Origin of the sequence: Bacillus sp. KS1 (assembly GCF_020075515.1) — a bacterium.
GTDB lineage: Bacteria > Bacillota > Bacilli > Bacillales > Bacillaceae > Bacillus > Bacillus velezensis.
This window is the reverse complement of the sequence record NZ_JACAWW010000015.1, coordinates 300635-315804: the sequence shown is the minus strand read 5'-3', so window position 1 is coordinate 315804 and position 15170 is coordinate 300635. Positions and strand designations below refer to the sequence as shown.

At 46.7% G+C, this 15170-nt stretch carries 17 protein-coding genes and 1 riboswitch; all 17 genes read right to left on the bottom strand.

What is annotated here, in order from left to right; genetic code table 11:
• Nucleotides 1-90 precede the first annotated feature (90 nt).
• Entirely contained in the window at nt 91-636 is a 546-nt protein-coding gene (pyrR, locus tag HWY38_RS08885) for a bifunctional pyrimidine operon transcriptional regulator/uracil phosphoribosyltransferase (protein WP_003154392.1), read from the bottom strand.
• A 188-nt stretch (nt 637-824) separates the two neighbouring features.
• Nucleotides 825-1739, bottom strand: a complete 915-nt coding sequence (locus HWY38_RS08880) for an RluA family pseudouridine synthase (RefSeq protein WP_045207374.1) — start codon at nt 1737-1739, stop codon at nt 825-827.
• Between the two features lies 1 nt (nt 1740).
• Nucleotides 1741-2202, bottom strand: a complete 462-nt coding sequence (lspA, locus tag HWY38_RS08875) for a signal peptidase II (RefSeq protein WP_003154398.1) — start codon at nt 2200-2202, stop codon at nt 1741-1743.
• A gap of 101 nt (nt 2203-2303) precedes the next feature.
• Nucleotides 2304-2675 (bottom strand): TraR/DksA family transcriptional regulator, encoded by a 372-nt coding sequence (locus HWY38_RS08870; RefSeq protein ID WP_088462158.1) that lies wholly within the window; start codon nt 2673-2675, stop codon nt 2304-2306.
• Between the two features lie 150 nt (nt 2676-2825).
• On the bottom strand, nt 2826-5591 hold the full coding sequence (ileS, locus tag HWY38_RS08865; protein WP_012117512.1) for an isoleucine--tRNA ligase: 2766 nt from the start codon (nt 5589-5591) through the stop codon (nt 2826-2828).
• A gap of 341 nt (nt 5592-5932) precedes the next feature.
• Complete coding sequence (gene divIVA, locus HWY38_RS08860) at nt 5933-6427, bottom strand: septum site-determining protein DivIVA (protein WP_003154406.1); 495 nt, start codon at nt 6425-6427, stop codon at nt 5933-5935.
• Nucleotides 6428-6521: 94 nt separating this feature from the next.
• Nucleotides 6522-7292, bottom strand: a complete 771-nt coding sequence (locus HWY38_RS08855) for an RNA-binding protein (RefSeq protein WP_007409722.1) — start codon at nt 7290-7292, stop codon at nt 6522-6524.
• Between the two features lie 61 nt (nt 7293-7353).
• Nucleotides 7354-7632, bottom strand: a complete 279-nt coding sequence (locus HWY38_RS08850; protein WP_003154408.1) for a YggT family protein — start codon at nt 7630-7632, stop codon at nt 7354-7356.
• Between the two features lie 6 nt (nt 7633-7638).
• The gene (gene sepF / locus HWY38_RS08845) at nt 7639-8097 is read right to left on the bottom strand and encodes a cell division protein SepF (RefSeq protein WP_003154410.1); all 459 of its coding nucleotides are present in this window, start codon (nt 8095-8097) and stop codon (nt 7639-7641) included.
• Nucleotides 8094-8786, bottom strand: coding sequence for a YggS family pyridoxal phosphate-dependent enzyme (locus HWY38_RS08840; RefSeq protein ID WP_224181677.1), 693 nt, complete (start codon nt 8784-8786; stop codon nt 8094-8096). Before HWY38_RS08840 ends, sepF begins: the two co-directional genes overlap by 4 nt.
• A gap of 4 nt (nt 8787-8790) precedes the next feature.
• A complete protein-coding gene (gene pgeF / locus HWY38_RS08835) occupies nt 8791-9627 on the bottom strand; it encodes a peptidoglycan editing factor PgeF (RefSeq protein WP_224181676.1) in 837 nt (278 codons plus the stop codon).
• Between the two features lie 154 nt (nt 9628-9781).
• Nucleotides 9782-10033: a YlmC/YmxH family sporulation protein gene (locus tag HWY38_RS08830; protein ID WP_003154415.1), complete on the bottom strand. Its 252-nt coding sequence runs from the start codon at nt 10031-10033 to the stop codon at nt 9782-9784.
• A 60-nt stretch (nt 10034-10093) separates the two neighbouring features.
• Entirely contained in the window at nt 10094-11374 is a 1281-nt protein-coding gene (locus HWY38_RS08825) for an acetylornithine deacetylase (RefSeq protein ID WP_044801397.1), read from the bottom strand.
• A 75-nt stretch (nt 11375-11449) separates the two neighbouring features.
• Nucleotides 11450-11555: riboswitch (TPP riboswitch) on the bottom strand.
• Nucleotides 11556-11559: 4 nt separating this feature from the next.
• Entirely contained in the window at nt 11560-12357 is a 798-nt protein-coding gene (locus HWY38_RS08820) for an ABC transporter ATP-binding protein (protein WP_007611292.1), read from the bottom strand.
• 128 nt (nt 12358-12485) lie between these two features.
• Nucleotides 12486-13268, bottom strand: coding sequence for an RNA polymerase sporulation sigma factor SigG (gene sigG, locus HWY38_RS08815; RefSeq protein WP_003154420.1), 783 nt, complete (start codon nt 13266-13268; stop codon nt 12486-12488).
• Between the two features lie 140 nt (nt 13269-13408).
• Entirely contained in the window at nt 13409-14128 is a 720-nt protein-coding gene (sigE, locus tag HWY38_RS08810; protein ID WP_007409714.1) for an RNA polymerase sporulation sigma factor SigE, read from the bottom strand.
• Nucleotides 14129-14185: 57 nt separating this feature from the next.
• The gene (spoIIGA, locus tag HWY38_RS08805; RefSeq protein ID WP_025284698.1) at nt 14186-15115 is read right to left on the bottom strand and encodes a sigma-E processing peptidase SpoIIGA; all 930 of its coding nucleotides are present in this window, start codon (nt 15113-15115) and stop codon (nt 14186-14188) included.
• Nucleotides 15116-15170 lie beyond the last annotated feature (55 nt).

Genomic DNA, 15170 nt, shown 5'->3' with positions numbered 1-15170 from the left:
GGCATACAAAACCCGGCCGCGTCGATCCGCCCGGCTTTGTGTTTTAAAATCCTCTTTGCAAACTCTCTGGAATGCATTTAAAAAGGGTGATTATTCATTTTCGTAAATGGCGACCATATCAGTCTGATCAACTTCGCTCAGCTGAACCATCACTTTTTCAGCTTTTGAGGTCGGAATGTTTTTCCCGATATAGTCCGCTCTGATCGGCAGCTCCCGGTGCCCTCTGTCGACAAGCACGGCAAGCTGTATCGATGACGGCCGCCCGACATCAACGAGGGCATCCATCGCAGCTCTCACCGTCCGGCCGGTATAAAGCACATCATCAACCACAATGACCTTTTGGTCTGTGATATCGGCCGGAATGTCCGCGCCTTTTACAAGCGGCTCTTCATTGCTCGTTTTTTTCGTGAGATCGTCACGGTAAAGGGTGATATCGATTTCCCCGACGGTGACCGGATTTCCTTCAATCTGTTCGATCCGCTCGGCCAGCCGCTTCGCTAAATAAATGCCTCTTGTTTTAATCCCTACAAGAATGCAGTCATTCATTCCTTTATTCCGTTCGATCATTTCATGGGCTATCCTTGTCAGCGCCCGCCTGATCGCCTGTTCGTCGAGAATAACAGCTTTTTGATTCACTCGTGACACCTCTCCATTCGTATATAAGAAGAAAAAACCCCTCCTGCCAGAGCATAGAGGGGTTCCTTTCCAGGACGAAGACACATGCGTATCTCTTCTGTCCTATCCGTTATCCTTCTCAGCCTCTCTGGACTGTGTTAAAGAATCTATTCAGCTTGTTTTTATTATTTCAGAAAAGAAAGTCGCTGTCAATGGCTATTTCTTAAATCTTCAATGAGTTTTTTCATATCTTCAGGAAGGGGCGCTTCAAACTCAATGTATTCGCCCGTCCGCGGATGATCAAAACCTAATATTCCGGCATGAAGCGCCTGACCATTGAAATCAATGGTTTTTCTCGGTCCGTATTTCGGATCGCCCGCCAAAGGAAACCCGATATATTTCATATGAACACGGATCTGATGCGTTCTTCCGGTCTCAAGCCGGCACTCTACGAGCGTGAAATCTTGAAAACGCTCAAGCACGTGGAAATGCGTGACGGCGTTTTTGCTGCTTTCTCTTGTTACGGTCATGCTTTGACGGTCTTTTTTATCTCTCCCGATCGGAGCGTCAATCGTCCCGTCATCATGTGAAATCAACCCGTGGACAACCGCTGTGTACTTTCTGGTCACGGTTTTATTGACGAGCTGATTAACGAGTGATTCATGCGCCATATCGTTTTTAGCGACCATTAACAGACCGGAAGTATCTTTATCAATCCGGTGGACGATTCCCGGGCGCATGACGCCGTTAATGCCGGAAAGGTCGTTGCAGTGAGCCATCAGTCCGTTTACAAGCGTCCCTGTCACATGGCCGGGCGCCGGGTGTACAACCATGCCCCGCGGCTTGTTCACAACCAAGACATCCTGGTCTTCATAGTAAATGTCCAAATCCATCGGTTCTGCAAGCACGTCCAATTCTTCCGGTTCAGGAATGGTGACGTTTACCTGATCGCCGGGCTGCATTTTATAATTCGCTTTTACGGATTTGCCGTTAACGGATACCAGTCCCTCTTTTACCCATTGCTGCACTTGAGTGCGTGACCAGTTTTCTCCCGTTGAAGCCAAAAATTTATCAATCCGTTCGCTCTTTTGTTCAGGCTGAACGGTTATCTCAAATTGATTCATGTTATTGCTCCTTCTTTTTCCCGCTGTCAAACAGCATATGAATAAATAAAAGTATTACACCGACGCACAGTGAGGAGTCCGCGATATTAAAAATCGGATAGTGATAATCCACGATGATGACATGAATAAAATCCACCACTTCCTGGCGCGCCGCCCGGTCAATAAAGTTTCCGGCCGCACCGCCCAGCATTAAACCGAGAGAAATTCCGAGTAACATCTGCCCTTTTGCATAACGCTGTATGTAATAAACGATTCCGATAATCACGGCGATGGTAATGACGTAGAAAAACCACATTTGGCCGGCTAAAATCCCCCACGCCGCTCCCGTGTTGCGATGAGATGTGATATAAAGCACCTGATCGATGACAGGTATGCTTTGTCCCAATTCCATATGGCTGACGACAAGCCATTTGGTCAATTGGTCGGCAATAATAATAAAAAGAGCGATAAGATAATAAAGCACACACGTTCCTCCAGTATACAGTTACTTTTATCCTTTATGAATTTTATCAGTAAAAGTTGCCAGAGTAAAGGCAGATCATAAGCGCATGCAAACAGACGCTGTCACTCATACAGCGCCTGATCATATGCATAATCTCCGGGTTCCCAATATGGAAGGGTTTTCTTTTCAAATTGAGCGGGATAATAAAAATCATCAGCGGTTCTGGCCGTAGGCAACACCGCAAGTTTTGCAATCGGAATGGGGTCGCCTGTTTTTTCACAATAACCGTACGTATTGTTTTCAAACTTAGACAGGGCAAGAAGAACGTCCTGAAGTTCTTCTTTTATATGATAGATCAGAGTTGCTTCTTGGTCGTTCATTGAAGGTTCAACAGATGCTGACATTTGAAAGCAAGAATATTCGAATAATCTTGATTGAAGTTCTTCTTTCATCATGAGAAGCTCCGTGTGGATTGCGGTCAGTTGATCATTCATTCATCACAACTCCTGCTCTTGATGTTATGGCTTTATTGTTGCCCCCAGAGCGCCATTTGAAGCCCATAAGATTTTTCCTGTCGTTCTAATCGATGACATTGCTGGCATGTAAAAAAAGCGCCCGGCTGTCACCAGGCGCTTTCTCATTTATTATTTTTGATAATATTTTTCAACGATTTCCGCATTGCGCAGTGATAACGTCGGATATTTCGGATTGGCTCCGACATCTTTAGAAATTACGCGGGAACGTTCACACATCTGGCCTTCCGCTTTTTCTACGGTCATTTTTCCTGTTGTGAAGCTTTGCGCGTTTTCCGGCGCTTCACTTTCGTCTTTTACTGTCAGTTCTGAGACGATAAACAGCTGCGCGATATTTTCTTTAATGGATGACAAGAGGTCGCGGTTTTCTTTGTTCGGATACAAAGTCAGGCTCGCTTCCAATGATCTTCCGATAATTTTTTCGTTACGGGCTGTTTCCAAAGCTTTCAGCACGTCGTTTCGAAGCTCCATGAAGCGGTCGAACTTTTCTTCTGTCGCTTGACTGTCCGGAACAGCAATGGTTTCCGGCATATCTGTCAGCTGCACGCTCGCTTCTTCAACAAATGATAAGTGAGACCACATTTCATCCGCCGTGTGCGGGAGAATCGGCGCCGTCAGCTTCACTAACGCCAGCAGCGTTTCATAAAAGACGGTCTGCATGCTGCGGCGGTCCGGATGATCCGCATGCTCGATGTACACAACATCTTTTGCAAAATCAAGATAGAAGGAGCTGAGCTCGATCGTACAGAAATTGTGAATGCTGTGATAAACAACCGCAAATTCATATTCATCGTACGCTTTTTTCACCTTATCGATCAGCTTATTCAGCTTGATCAGCATATATTGATCCACTTCGCGGAGATCTTTTACATCCACGGCATTGACGCTTGGATTGAAATCGAACAGGTTGCCGTGAAGGAAGCGGAACGTGTTGCGGACTTTCCGGTATACTTCCGCGACCTGCTTCAGAATGGCGTCAGACACGCGAACGTCCGCCTGATAATCCACTGACGATACCCATAATCTTAAGATGTCGGCACCAAGCTGTTTCATGACTTTAGCCGGAACAACAACGTTACCGATTGATTTACTCATCTTGCGTCCTTCTCCATCCAGTGCGAACCCATGGCTGAGCACACCTTTATACGGCGCTTTTCCTGTTACGGCTACTGCTGTAGAAAGAGAAGAGTTAAACCAGCCGCGATATTGGTCAGATCCCTCTAGGTATAAATCAGCCGGGCGAACGAGGTCATCACGTTCTTCAAGCACTGCTTGATGTGAAGAGCCTGAATCAAACCAAACGTCCATGATATCCTGTTCTTTTGTAAATGTGCCGTTCGGGCTGCCAGGATGCGTAAAGCCTTCCGGAAGAAGATCCTTTGCTTCTTTTTCAAACCAAATGTTTGATCCGTGCTGTCTGAACAATTCAGAAACATGTTCAATGGTTTCATCTGTAATAATCGGTTCTCCGTTTTCAGCGTAAAATACCGGAATCGGCACACCCCACGCACGCTGTCTGGAAATACACCAGTCTCCGCGGTCCCGAACCATGTTGTGCAAACGCTGCTCGCCCCATTCAGGAACCCATTTGGTTTCTTTAATGGCATCCAGCAGGTCTGATCTGAAATCTTTAATAGACGCAAACCATTGCGCTGTCGCTCTGAAAATGGTTGGTTTTTTTGTTCTCCAATCATGCGGATAAGAGTGAGTAATGAATTCAAGCTTCACAAGTGCGCCTTTTTCATCGAGCTGCTGTGTGATCGCTTTGTTTGCATCATCATAGAACATGCCTTCAAACCCAGGAGCTTCGCTTGTCATTACACCTTTTTCATCGACCGGGCAAAGCACATCTAAACCGTATTTTTGGCCAATGATAAAGTCATCTTCCCCATGTCCTGGCGCTGTATGAACACAGCCTGTTCCGGCATCAGTTGTTACGTGTTCACCAAGCATAACGAGAGAGTCTCTGCCATATAGCGGGTGTTCAGCGATAATGTTCTCAAGGTCTTTTCCTTTGACCGTTCTTGTCACTTCATACTGATCAAATCCGCATGCTGATGCAACACTTTCGACTAAGGCACTTGCTACGACAAAGCGGTCTTCACCTACTGCAATCACGCTGTACTCAAGATCAGGGTGCACTGAGATTCCGAGGTTCGCCGGAATTGTCCAAGGCGTTGTTGTCCAAATGATGATGCGCTCGCCGTTTTCAAGAACGCCTTTTCCGTCTTTTACACCAAAAGCGACGTAAATAGATGCTGAACGTTTGTCTTGATATTCGATCTCGGCTTCAGCCAGAGCAGACTCACTTGAAGGTGACCAGTTAACCGGTTTAAGGCCTTTGTAAATGTAGCCTCGTTTTGCCATTTCACCAAATACGCGGATTTGTTGCGCTTCGTATTCCGGTTTTAATGTCACGTATGGGTTTTCCCAGTCACCGCGGACACCAAGACGTTTGAATTGCTCACGCTGTCCCTCGATTTGCTTCCAAGCGTACTCTTCGCATAGTTTGCGGAATTCCGCTACTGACATTTCTTTGCGGTTGACCTTTTTGTTTTTTGTCAGAGCTGTTTCAATCGGCAGTCCGTGCGTATCCCAGCCCGGCACGTAAGGTGCGTTGTAGCCGCTCATTGATTTATAGCGGACGATGAAGTCTTTCAGGATTTTGTTCAGGGCATGGCCCATGTGGATGTCTCCGTTTGCATAAGGAGGTCCGTCATGCAGCACGAATTTCGGGCGGTCTTTCGTCCGTTCTTGAACAAGACGGTAAATGTCCTGCTCCTCCCAGTCTTTTTGCATGTCCGGCTCACGATTCGGCAGATTTCCGCGCATCGGAAAATCTGTTTTCGGCATTAACAGCGTATCTTTGTAATCCATTTTCATTCCTCCACAACATTTTTCAGAAAATAAAAAAAGCCCTCTCATCCCATAAGGGACGAGAAAGCTTATCTCGCGGTACCACCCTTTTAGAAAAAACGGATCATCCGTCTTTTCCTCTCGAACATCGTAACGTGATGGAACGTCCTATCCTACTCTCGGTTCAGAAAGGAAACTAAAGGGCTGATCTGCATGATTCCGGCCATCCCGGGCTTTCACCTTCCCCGGGTCGCTTTATAGCCTGTTTTGAGTCATGCCGGTCCCTTTCAATCGTCTTTTCATCTGAATTTATGAACGTATTATATTCGAACGGGCCGGAGAATGTCAAGAAAATCAGAAAATTATTCTTTTTCCTCAAAAACCGCGTCGACTTCGTATTCCAGCAGATGATCCCAATCATCGTTCTTCAGCAGGTCGAGCTGCGCCTCAATCAGCATTTGGAAACGTGTTCTGAAGACTTTAGACTGTTTTTTCAGCTCTTCGATTTCCATTGCGATTTTTCTTGATTTGGAAAGCGACTCATTGATGATGCGATCAGCATTTTTTTCTGCTTCACGGACGATCAGCTTCGCTTCTTTCTGCGAGTTGCGCTTTACGTCTTCTGCGGCTTCCTGGGCTACGAGAATTGATTTATTCAGCGTTTCTTCGATATTGGCAAAGTGGCCGATTTTTTCGTCCAGCTCGTTCACTTTCGCCTCAAGCTCCGTTTTTTTACGGAGTGCGATTTCGTAATCTTTTCTGACCTGCATTAAAAATTCATTTACTTCATCTTCATCATATCCGCGAAAACCTTTTGTAAACGTTTTGTTATGGATATCATTCGGCGTTAATGGCATATTGCCACCTCCATTTTTACATTTCAGTACGGTTATCTAGTTCACATTATAAAACAAATACGGCACAGATGGAGAAAAAAACTGAAAAAACGACTCATTTTTGCCGTTCAAATGTAACTTTCCATTTGTCTTTTTTCGTTTTTCCGTCAACTTTTGCCAAACTGCATCGTCCGAAGCCGCGAATCGAGAGCATGTCCCCTTCAGCAACCTGATAAGACGGATCTTCAATGGCTTTCCAATTCACTTTAACGAGCCCGTTTTTCACAAGCGCCTGCGCTTTCTGACGGGATTGCCTGCTCATTGAAGCGCAGACGGCGTCGAGACGCAATGAAGAAACCGTGTCATCCCTTATTTCGACATCTGAAGCGGGAATGTGAAGAGCGGAAAGCTCGATTTTCTCAAGCTTTACCGGCGCTTTGCCCGCCTTGGTCAGCTGAGTGCTGACAAAATCGGCGATTTCACCGGAGACGATCAGCTGCACGGCTTCCTCTGAGAAAATCAGATCGCCGTATTTCTGCCGCTTTAAGCCGATCCCCATTAATGATCCGAGAAGAGAGCGGTGGTCAATGCTGACGAATTTTTCAGCGTATTGAACGTCAAAAGCCCGAAGCTCAAAATCATCCTGTTCAGGTTCCATATATTCAGGGTATAAAATTGCGCGTTTGCGCTCAGCTCTGTCATATCCTCCGAAAAACGCAAGACCGCAGGCATCGCCGATAACGGCCTTTACAATGACCTGTTCTCTGGGATCTAAGAAATCAGTCAGCTTCATCCGATACTGGTCCAGGACAATCTGTTTCCATTCAAGCGCCTGATCAATAAAAGGCCGCTCGTCTTGTCTGAAGTGCTGGTAAATATCGCTCATGTTCTTTCCTTTCTATGTAAAGAGGCTTGGCTGGTGCCAAGCCCGTATCAAACTGTCGCATTCAAGTATACATTGCGATCATGCGGTATAGGCCCCAAAGTCCCGTCGTGGCAAACCGAAGCACGATAATCGCTACAATCGGGGATATATCCAGCATGGCAATGGGCGGAATGATCCTTCTGAACGGCTCTAAATACGGTTCGCAAATCGCTGCGAGAAACCGTCCGACCGCCGTTTCTCTCGTACTCGGCACCCATGACATAAAGATATAGATGATCAGGGCAAACGAGTAGATGTAAATTAAATAACTCAGAACGGAAAAAATTTGATAAAGAATCATCCTGCTTTACCACCTCTGATGTTCGTCTTCATTTATAAGCTCCGAAATCGTGCCGGAAACGTCGACATTATCAGGCGTGCACAGAAAAATATCTGAACCGATTCTCTGAATGTCGCCGCCGATGGCGTAGACGGTACCGCTTAAAAAGTCGACGATTCTTTTCGCCTGATCATGCTGGATGCGCTGCAGATTGACGACAACCGCCCGCCTGTTCTTTAAATGATCGGCGATTTCCTGCGCTTCCGCATATACACGCGGTTCACTCAAGACCACTTTAGAGGATTTCTGAACACTTTGCAAGCTTACTACGTTCTGCTTGCCCTGCGGCTTCTGAGCGTAAGCAGGCTGTTTATCTTTCTGCTGTTCATGCTCTTCCTGATGATCCTGCTCTGTTTCAATGTATTCGTACTCGTACTCCTCCTCATCCATTGAGAAAAAGTTTTTCAGTTTATTTTTCATGCTCATTTGTTTACACCCCCCGGTTCATTTCCGACTAATGAAGAGCCGATTCTGATAAAAGTTGCGCCCTCTTCAACAGCGATTTCATAATCATTTGACATGCCCATTGACAGTTCCCGGCACGGTGCGTTTGTCTGATTCAGTTTTTGCACCTGATCCCTCAGATCACGCAATTGCCGGAAGCAGGCTCTGATCGTTTCTGTATCGTCTGTCAGGGGAGCCATCGTCATCAGGCCCTCTACAGAAATGTTTCTAAACTCAGAAAGCTCTCTGATAAAGGGGATGACCTCCTCTGTTTTCAAACCGTGCTTAGACGGCTCAAGCGAAGTATTCACCTGCACAAAACAGCGAACCGTATGCTGCGCCCGTTTTTCAATCTCTTTTGCCAATGACAGTCTGTCTAAGGAATGAATATAAGATACACGGTCAACGACGGCCTTCACCTTTCTGGACTGAAGACTGCCGATAAAGTGCCACTCCGGGCTGCCATTGATGACTTCCTGCTTATGGATAAGCTCGGCATCCCGGTTTTCTCCCAGACTTGTAATACCGGCATCAACGGCCTCTTGAGCCCTTTCGGCTGATACGTATTTTGTAACCGCGATGACGGTAACATCTTCGGGGCTTCGGCCCGATCTGTTACATGCTTCGTTTATTCTTTCGTTTATATGTCGTAATTGATCAGCAACACGCAAGATCTTACGCCTCCTTCATTCCGATAAAGGACATCATGCGTCCCGTTTTCCCTTTGTCGCGGCGGTGTGAAAAGAATAGTTCACGCTCTCGTTCAGTGCATAAGCCGCTGACTGAAATGTTTTCTTCCGGAATGCCGCAATGTATCAGAAGAAGACGGTTGACCTCTTTTAAATCAAGCTGATACTGGCCTTTTTCCGTTTCGCATATGGCGGATTCAGCCGTAAAAGGCAGCGCCCGCACTTCATTGATGACGCGGTCGTCGACTGTATAGCTTCCCGCGCTGATGGACGGACCGATGACAGCCTGAATATCTGTTAAACGGGAGCCTTCTTCGTTTACCCAGCGTTCCGTCATGATGCGTCCGATTTGTTTGACCGTCCCCTTCCATCCGGCATGGGCAGCGCCGATAATGGATTTCACCGGGTCATAAAAATACAAGGGCACACAGTCCGCAAAACAAAGGGCCAAAAAAAGATTCGCATCTTTCGTGTAGAGCCCGTCCGTCCCGCGGAATGCGGAAGAATAGTCTCTCGCTCCTTTTCCTTTATCCCCGGCTGTCACGCGCCGGACGCGGTTTTCATGTGTCTGTTCGGCGAACACCCAGGAATCCAGATCAGTACCGCATAAGGACGCTATGACTTCACGGTTTGTCACAACATCATGAGCTTCGTCCCGGACGTGCAATCCGGTATTTAATGACTCATACGGAGGATTGCTGACCCCGCCGTTTTTCGTTGTGAATCCGGCGATGACCTTTGTGTTAAGCTGATTCACACAGTTCCAGTCTTCTATCATGAGTGCCGAGGGGGTGGTAAGACTAAACGGGTGATATGTATTCATGGAGATCCAACCTTTCGACAAACATTAAAAAAGCGTAATTTCCCAATCATTTTAACACAATTTTGAGCATACGTTTAGCGGCTGATTGAAAAATGAGATAAATAAATGTGCCGGAAACATTGAGATTTCCGGCATTTTACAAGTAAAGGGAGGATTACGCTCCCCCCTTTGGTTCATTTACACGCACTAAGATGACATCTTCCCCAATTTTAACTATATTTCGCCAAGGAATGATCATTTCCTCTTCTTTTCCGAAAAAACCGAGAACTTTTCCGCTGCCGCCTAAAATAATCGCCTGAATTTTTCCCGTTGTCACGTTAATATCAATATCACCGATGCTTCCGAGTTTTTTTCCGTTCGACACGTTTACCACATCTTTTATTTGAAATTCAGATATGCTGATCATCCGTATCACGCCCTTTGCCCGTTCTTTTTCCTATTATATGAACGGCCGGGCTGAACCTTGTCACATCGGGCAATCTTTTTTGCGGCTGCACCAGCCGAGGATAAATCTCAGCATGATTTTCGTATAGTCCATAAGCTCATCAACAGACACTTCCTCGTTTACGGAGTGGGCGTTTTTTAAATCGCCGGGACCGTAAATGACGCTCGGAATCCCGGCATGATAAAGCCACCCTCCGTCAGTTACGGTTTGGGAAACATCAATGACGGGCTCCTGTTTTTTGACGGCTGAGTGTGATGCAGCCAAGACAGAAACTGCCGGATGGTCCGGGTCGATTTCCAGCGCCGGGAACACCTCTCCTCTGTCTTCAATCATCGAAGATCCGCCCCATTTGAACACCGGCCTGTTTTCTTTGAGCCACAAATCACTGTCAGCGACACGATTAATATAGTCTTCGATTTCTGCGGCTGCTTGTTCGTGCGTTTCGTTCGGATAAAAGTGGACGGTGATCCATAACCGGCATTCATCAGCGACAAACGCTGCGTGTCTTCCGCCTTCAATGACGGCGGGGTTGATCGTATTGGTGCCGGGCGCAAAGCCGGGATAGCTTTTCGTTACCGCCCAGTGGCGCTCCAGCTCTCCCAAGGCAGCGATGATTTTCGCCATTTTTTCGATGGCGCTCGCTCCGAATGTGCCTCCGCCCGCATGAATCATATTGCGCCTCATGCCGTCATGAAATGTTTGTTTGCTTTTCAATTCTATCCAGCCGGTGATGACACCGCCCTGCCCTTGAATATGCAGGCTGCTCGTATCCGCGACAACCGCAAAATCCGCGTGATAGCCGCGTTTGCAGCATTCCAGCGTCCCCGCCTCACCGACTTCTTCTCCGATTACAGACTGTACAATGAGGTCGCCCGGAAGCTTAATGCCGGCATCATGGATCAGCTTCAGAGAGAAAAGAACACACGCCAAACCCCCTTTCATATCAGCGGCGCCCCTTCCGATCAGCATGCCGTCTTTTACGAGCGGCTGAAACGGGTCAGAGTGCCAGTCTTCGCCCCCGGCTTCTGCCACATCAATGTGTCCGTTTAAAATCAGGCTTTGATGCCTGCTTGAATCTGTCCCTTTTAAAACACCGACTACATTCGGATCTTCCGGATACACATCCCACATATCGACCGAGCAGCCCGTTTCTTTTAAAAAGCCGGCCACCCACTTTTGGGCTTCTGCCGTATTTCTTGCTGGCGGGGCCGGAGTGGGAAAAGCTATCAGTCTTTCAGCAATATGTATCAAGTCGTGCCGCCGTTTCTCCGCCTGATGTAAAAGCATATCAATCTGATGCATTGGAAATCTCCCCTTTGGCTGTATCAAAAAACCCGTTCATTCATGAAATGAAACGGGTAAAAAACGGATCTTCCTCCGCTTTTTTCACCGCTTCCCTCCGCCGGCATGATCCGGATCAGGTCCGTTAAGGGTTGAGACAAACGTCTCTCTCAGCCGCATGGCAGCACCCCCAGGGTGAATTTATGTTATTTTACGGATGATGCCTCTTTTGCACGCGTTAAAAACGGACGGCCATTGTTCCATAAGACATTGACAGGCATATCGAAAAACGCTGTAAGCCGCTCGTCAGAAAGCATGTCCCTGATTTTCCCGGAGGCGAACACCTCGCCCTGTTTTAAAAGCAGCGCCTGATCAAACACCGGCAGAATTTCTTCAGCGTGATGGGTGACATAAAGGATGGACGGCGCATTTTCTTTTTCGGCGATCGACGTAATCGTGTCCAGCAGCTGCTCCCTTGCCATAAAATCAAGACCCGTCACGGGTTCGTCCAAAATCAGCAGTTCCGGATCAGCCATAAGCGCCCGCGCAATCAGCGCTCTTTGTCTTTCCCCTTGTGATAATGTTTCATACCGTCTGTCGGCGTAACCGATGGCGCCCAAATCCTTCAGAAGACCGATCGCTTTTTCCCTTACCTGCTCACTCGGAGTTTCGTACAGCCCGATTGAGGCGTACGCGCCGCTGAGGGCGATTTCAAAAGCGGAGTCCGCGGCATATAATTTGTGCTGAAGACCTGCCGAAACAAGGCCGATTTTCCTTCTGAGCCTGTCACCGAGCTCTGTTTTGCCGAATTGATGTCCGAGCACCTGCATCTCTCCTGAAGTGGGGAAGTAATAAGAGCATAACATATTCAGCAAAGCCGTTTTTCCGGCTCCGTTTAATCCGTACAGCACCCAATTTTCGTTTTTCTCGACGCGCCAGTTAATATCTTTCAAAATCCATTTCCCGTTTCTTTTTAATGACACACTGTCCAGCTGTAAAATCATTGCAGTTTCCCCCGTTTGCTTTGTTTAAATTTTCTAAAAACTTTTACACATTAGAATACATCACTTTTTTGCAAACGTAAACCATCGCATGAAAAAAGCCTTTAAACAAGGTTTAAAGGCTTTTTCCGTTATTGATGGATATTCTTATTCATTTGTTTAATGGCTGCCTTTTCAAGCCTTGAGACCTGAGCTTGGGATATGCCGATTTCTTCAGCGACTTCCATTTGGGTTTTCCCTTGGAAAAAGCGCTTTCGCAAAATCATTTTTTCCCGTTCGTTCAGTCTTCTCATGCCTTCTTTCAGAGCCAGCTCCTCAATCCATTGTGTATCCTTGTTGCGCTCATCGCTGATCTGGTCCATCACGTAAATCGGATCGCCGCCGTCATTATAAATCGGCTCAAACAGTGAAACCGGATCCTGGATGGCGTCAAGGGCAAACACAATTTCTTCATGGGGCACTTCAAGAACTTTGGCGATTTCCTCTGCTGTCGGCTCCCTGCTTGTCTCACTGATTAACCGCTCTCTTACTTGAAGCGCTTTATATGCGATATCGCGAAGCGACCTCGAGACGCGGATCGGATTGTTATCCCGCAAATATCTGCGGATTTCTCCGATGATCATCGGTACAGCGTATGTTGAAAACTTAACATTATGGCTTAGGTCAAAATTATCAATGGATTTCATTAGTCCGATGCAGCCGACCTGAAATAAGTCATCAACATACTCTCCTCTGTTGTTAAACCTCTGAATGACGCTTAAGACAAGGCGCAGATTGCCGTTTACAAGCTTTTCCCTCGCTGAATCATCGCCCTCATCCTGTAATTGCCTAAACAGCTTTCTCATCTCTTCATTCTTGAGCACCGGTAATTTGGAGGTATCCACCCCGCAAATTTCGACTTTATTTCTTGACACGTTTTTCCCTCCCACTAGGAGCTGCTGTACAACGTTAAGTATCTCCTCGGGTGGGAAAAATATGCACCGCCATTTTACAGAAATAAACATCCGGCTGCGGCAATCCTTGCAGCAGTAAGGGCTGTCAGATGGAAAAAATTTTACACCATTTTGTTAAACTCTTTTCTCAGTCTTTTGATAATCCGCTTTTCGAGCCGGGAGATATAAGATTGTGAAATCCCCATCATGTCGGCTACATCTTTTTGTGTTTTTTCTTCTTCCCCGACAAGCCCGAAACGCAGTTCCATAATCTGCTTTTCTCTTTCGTTTAATTGCTCAAGCGCTTTTTTCAAAAGTTTTTTATCCACATTGGCTTCAATGTCTTTTGTAATAATATCATCATCAGTGCCGAGCACATCCGAAAGCAGCAGTTCGTTTCCGTCCCAATCAATATTCAGCGGTTCATCAAAGGACACCTCTGAACGGATTTTATTGTTTCGGCGCAAGTACATTAAAATTTCGTTTTCGATACATCGCGACGCGTAGGTGGCGAGTTTGATTTTCTTTTCCGGATTAAAAGTGTTTACCGCTTTGATCAAACCGATGGTGCCGATGCTGATTAAGTCCTCGATGTTGATGCCGGTATTTTCGAATTTGCGGGCAATGTAAACGACAAGACGTAAGTTTCTCTCAATCAGAATGGCCCGCGCCGCCTGATCCCCGCTCGGCAGCTTTAATAAGAGCACCTGCTCCTCTTCTTTAGACAAAGGCGGCGGCAGCGCCTCGCTTCCTCCTATGTAATACACTTCATCGCTTTTCAGTCCGAGTTTCATCAGCCATTTATACCACAAATATGTCAGACGCAGCTTAAGTTTTTTCATCTTCCTCCCCCTTCTAAATACAACGCGTTTTGAGTATGATGAATAACAGACTTTTCGTCAGGAAACATGTTTTACAGCCTTCCCTGTCAGCATCTTCGGATGAACGATTCCGTCAAATTCACCGTCCGCGGATAATGGTTTCGTGCTGATGCCGATCAGGCATTTTTCACAAGCGATCATTTCGTCTTTTGTTAAAATCGTGACGTAATCCGGCTTTAAACAGAGTAAAAATTGATTGTCCTGGCCGACGCCCCTGTACGGAATCAGCCTCAGCTTATCCGCATGGCGGAACGAATCATCAAGCTGCTCTATCACTTCAAGCGGACTGGCGGATTTGATGAGGGCCGTTTCCTTTTCGCTGAGAATCGGAGCGAATTTGTCAATGTGAAGGATCATGACCGGCGTTTTCGTCAGCGGATCATACAGCTGATTCCCGGAATCCACCAATCCTTTCGCGCGGATTGTCTGTCCGCTGAATTCCGCCTGCACCATGACAAGTTCATCGTACTGAATGGACTTCGTCTCGATGTCTTCAATTCTCTTTTTCGAAAAAAACCATATGGCCGGAAATCCGATAACTACAAACATCCAGCTGATCGGGTCGCCGAATCCGGTCTGGCTTGTGACCATTACGCCTTGCTGCACAATTGATTCTGTCTGCAGCAGGGAATGTACGCCGATCATTCCCCCGCCGACGAGAAAAGTCGCGAAATAAAAGGCGAACAAATTTTGAAAAAAGTATCGGAACCGTTTAAAGCCAAAAGCCGCAAGCACGATGACTACTGAAAACGCCATTTTTCCCGCCGGATGCTCCACAAAGGGAGAAACAGGCGTAAACATCAGAAGCACAATGGCTGACCCGATGAAACCGCCGGCGGCCACTCTTCTTTTTTTCACCTGGCGTTTTAAAATAAAGGCGGTCAATAAAAGCAAAAGAGAATCAAAACAAAAGTTCAACAGCCAAATGACATCCAGATAGATTTTCACATCTGACCCCTTTCCTCTTTTGTCTTACATATCTGTTTCTCTCTCTTGTTTCATA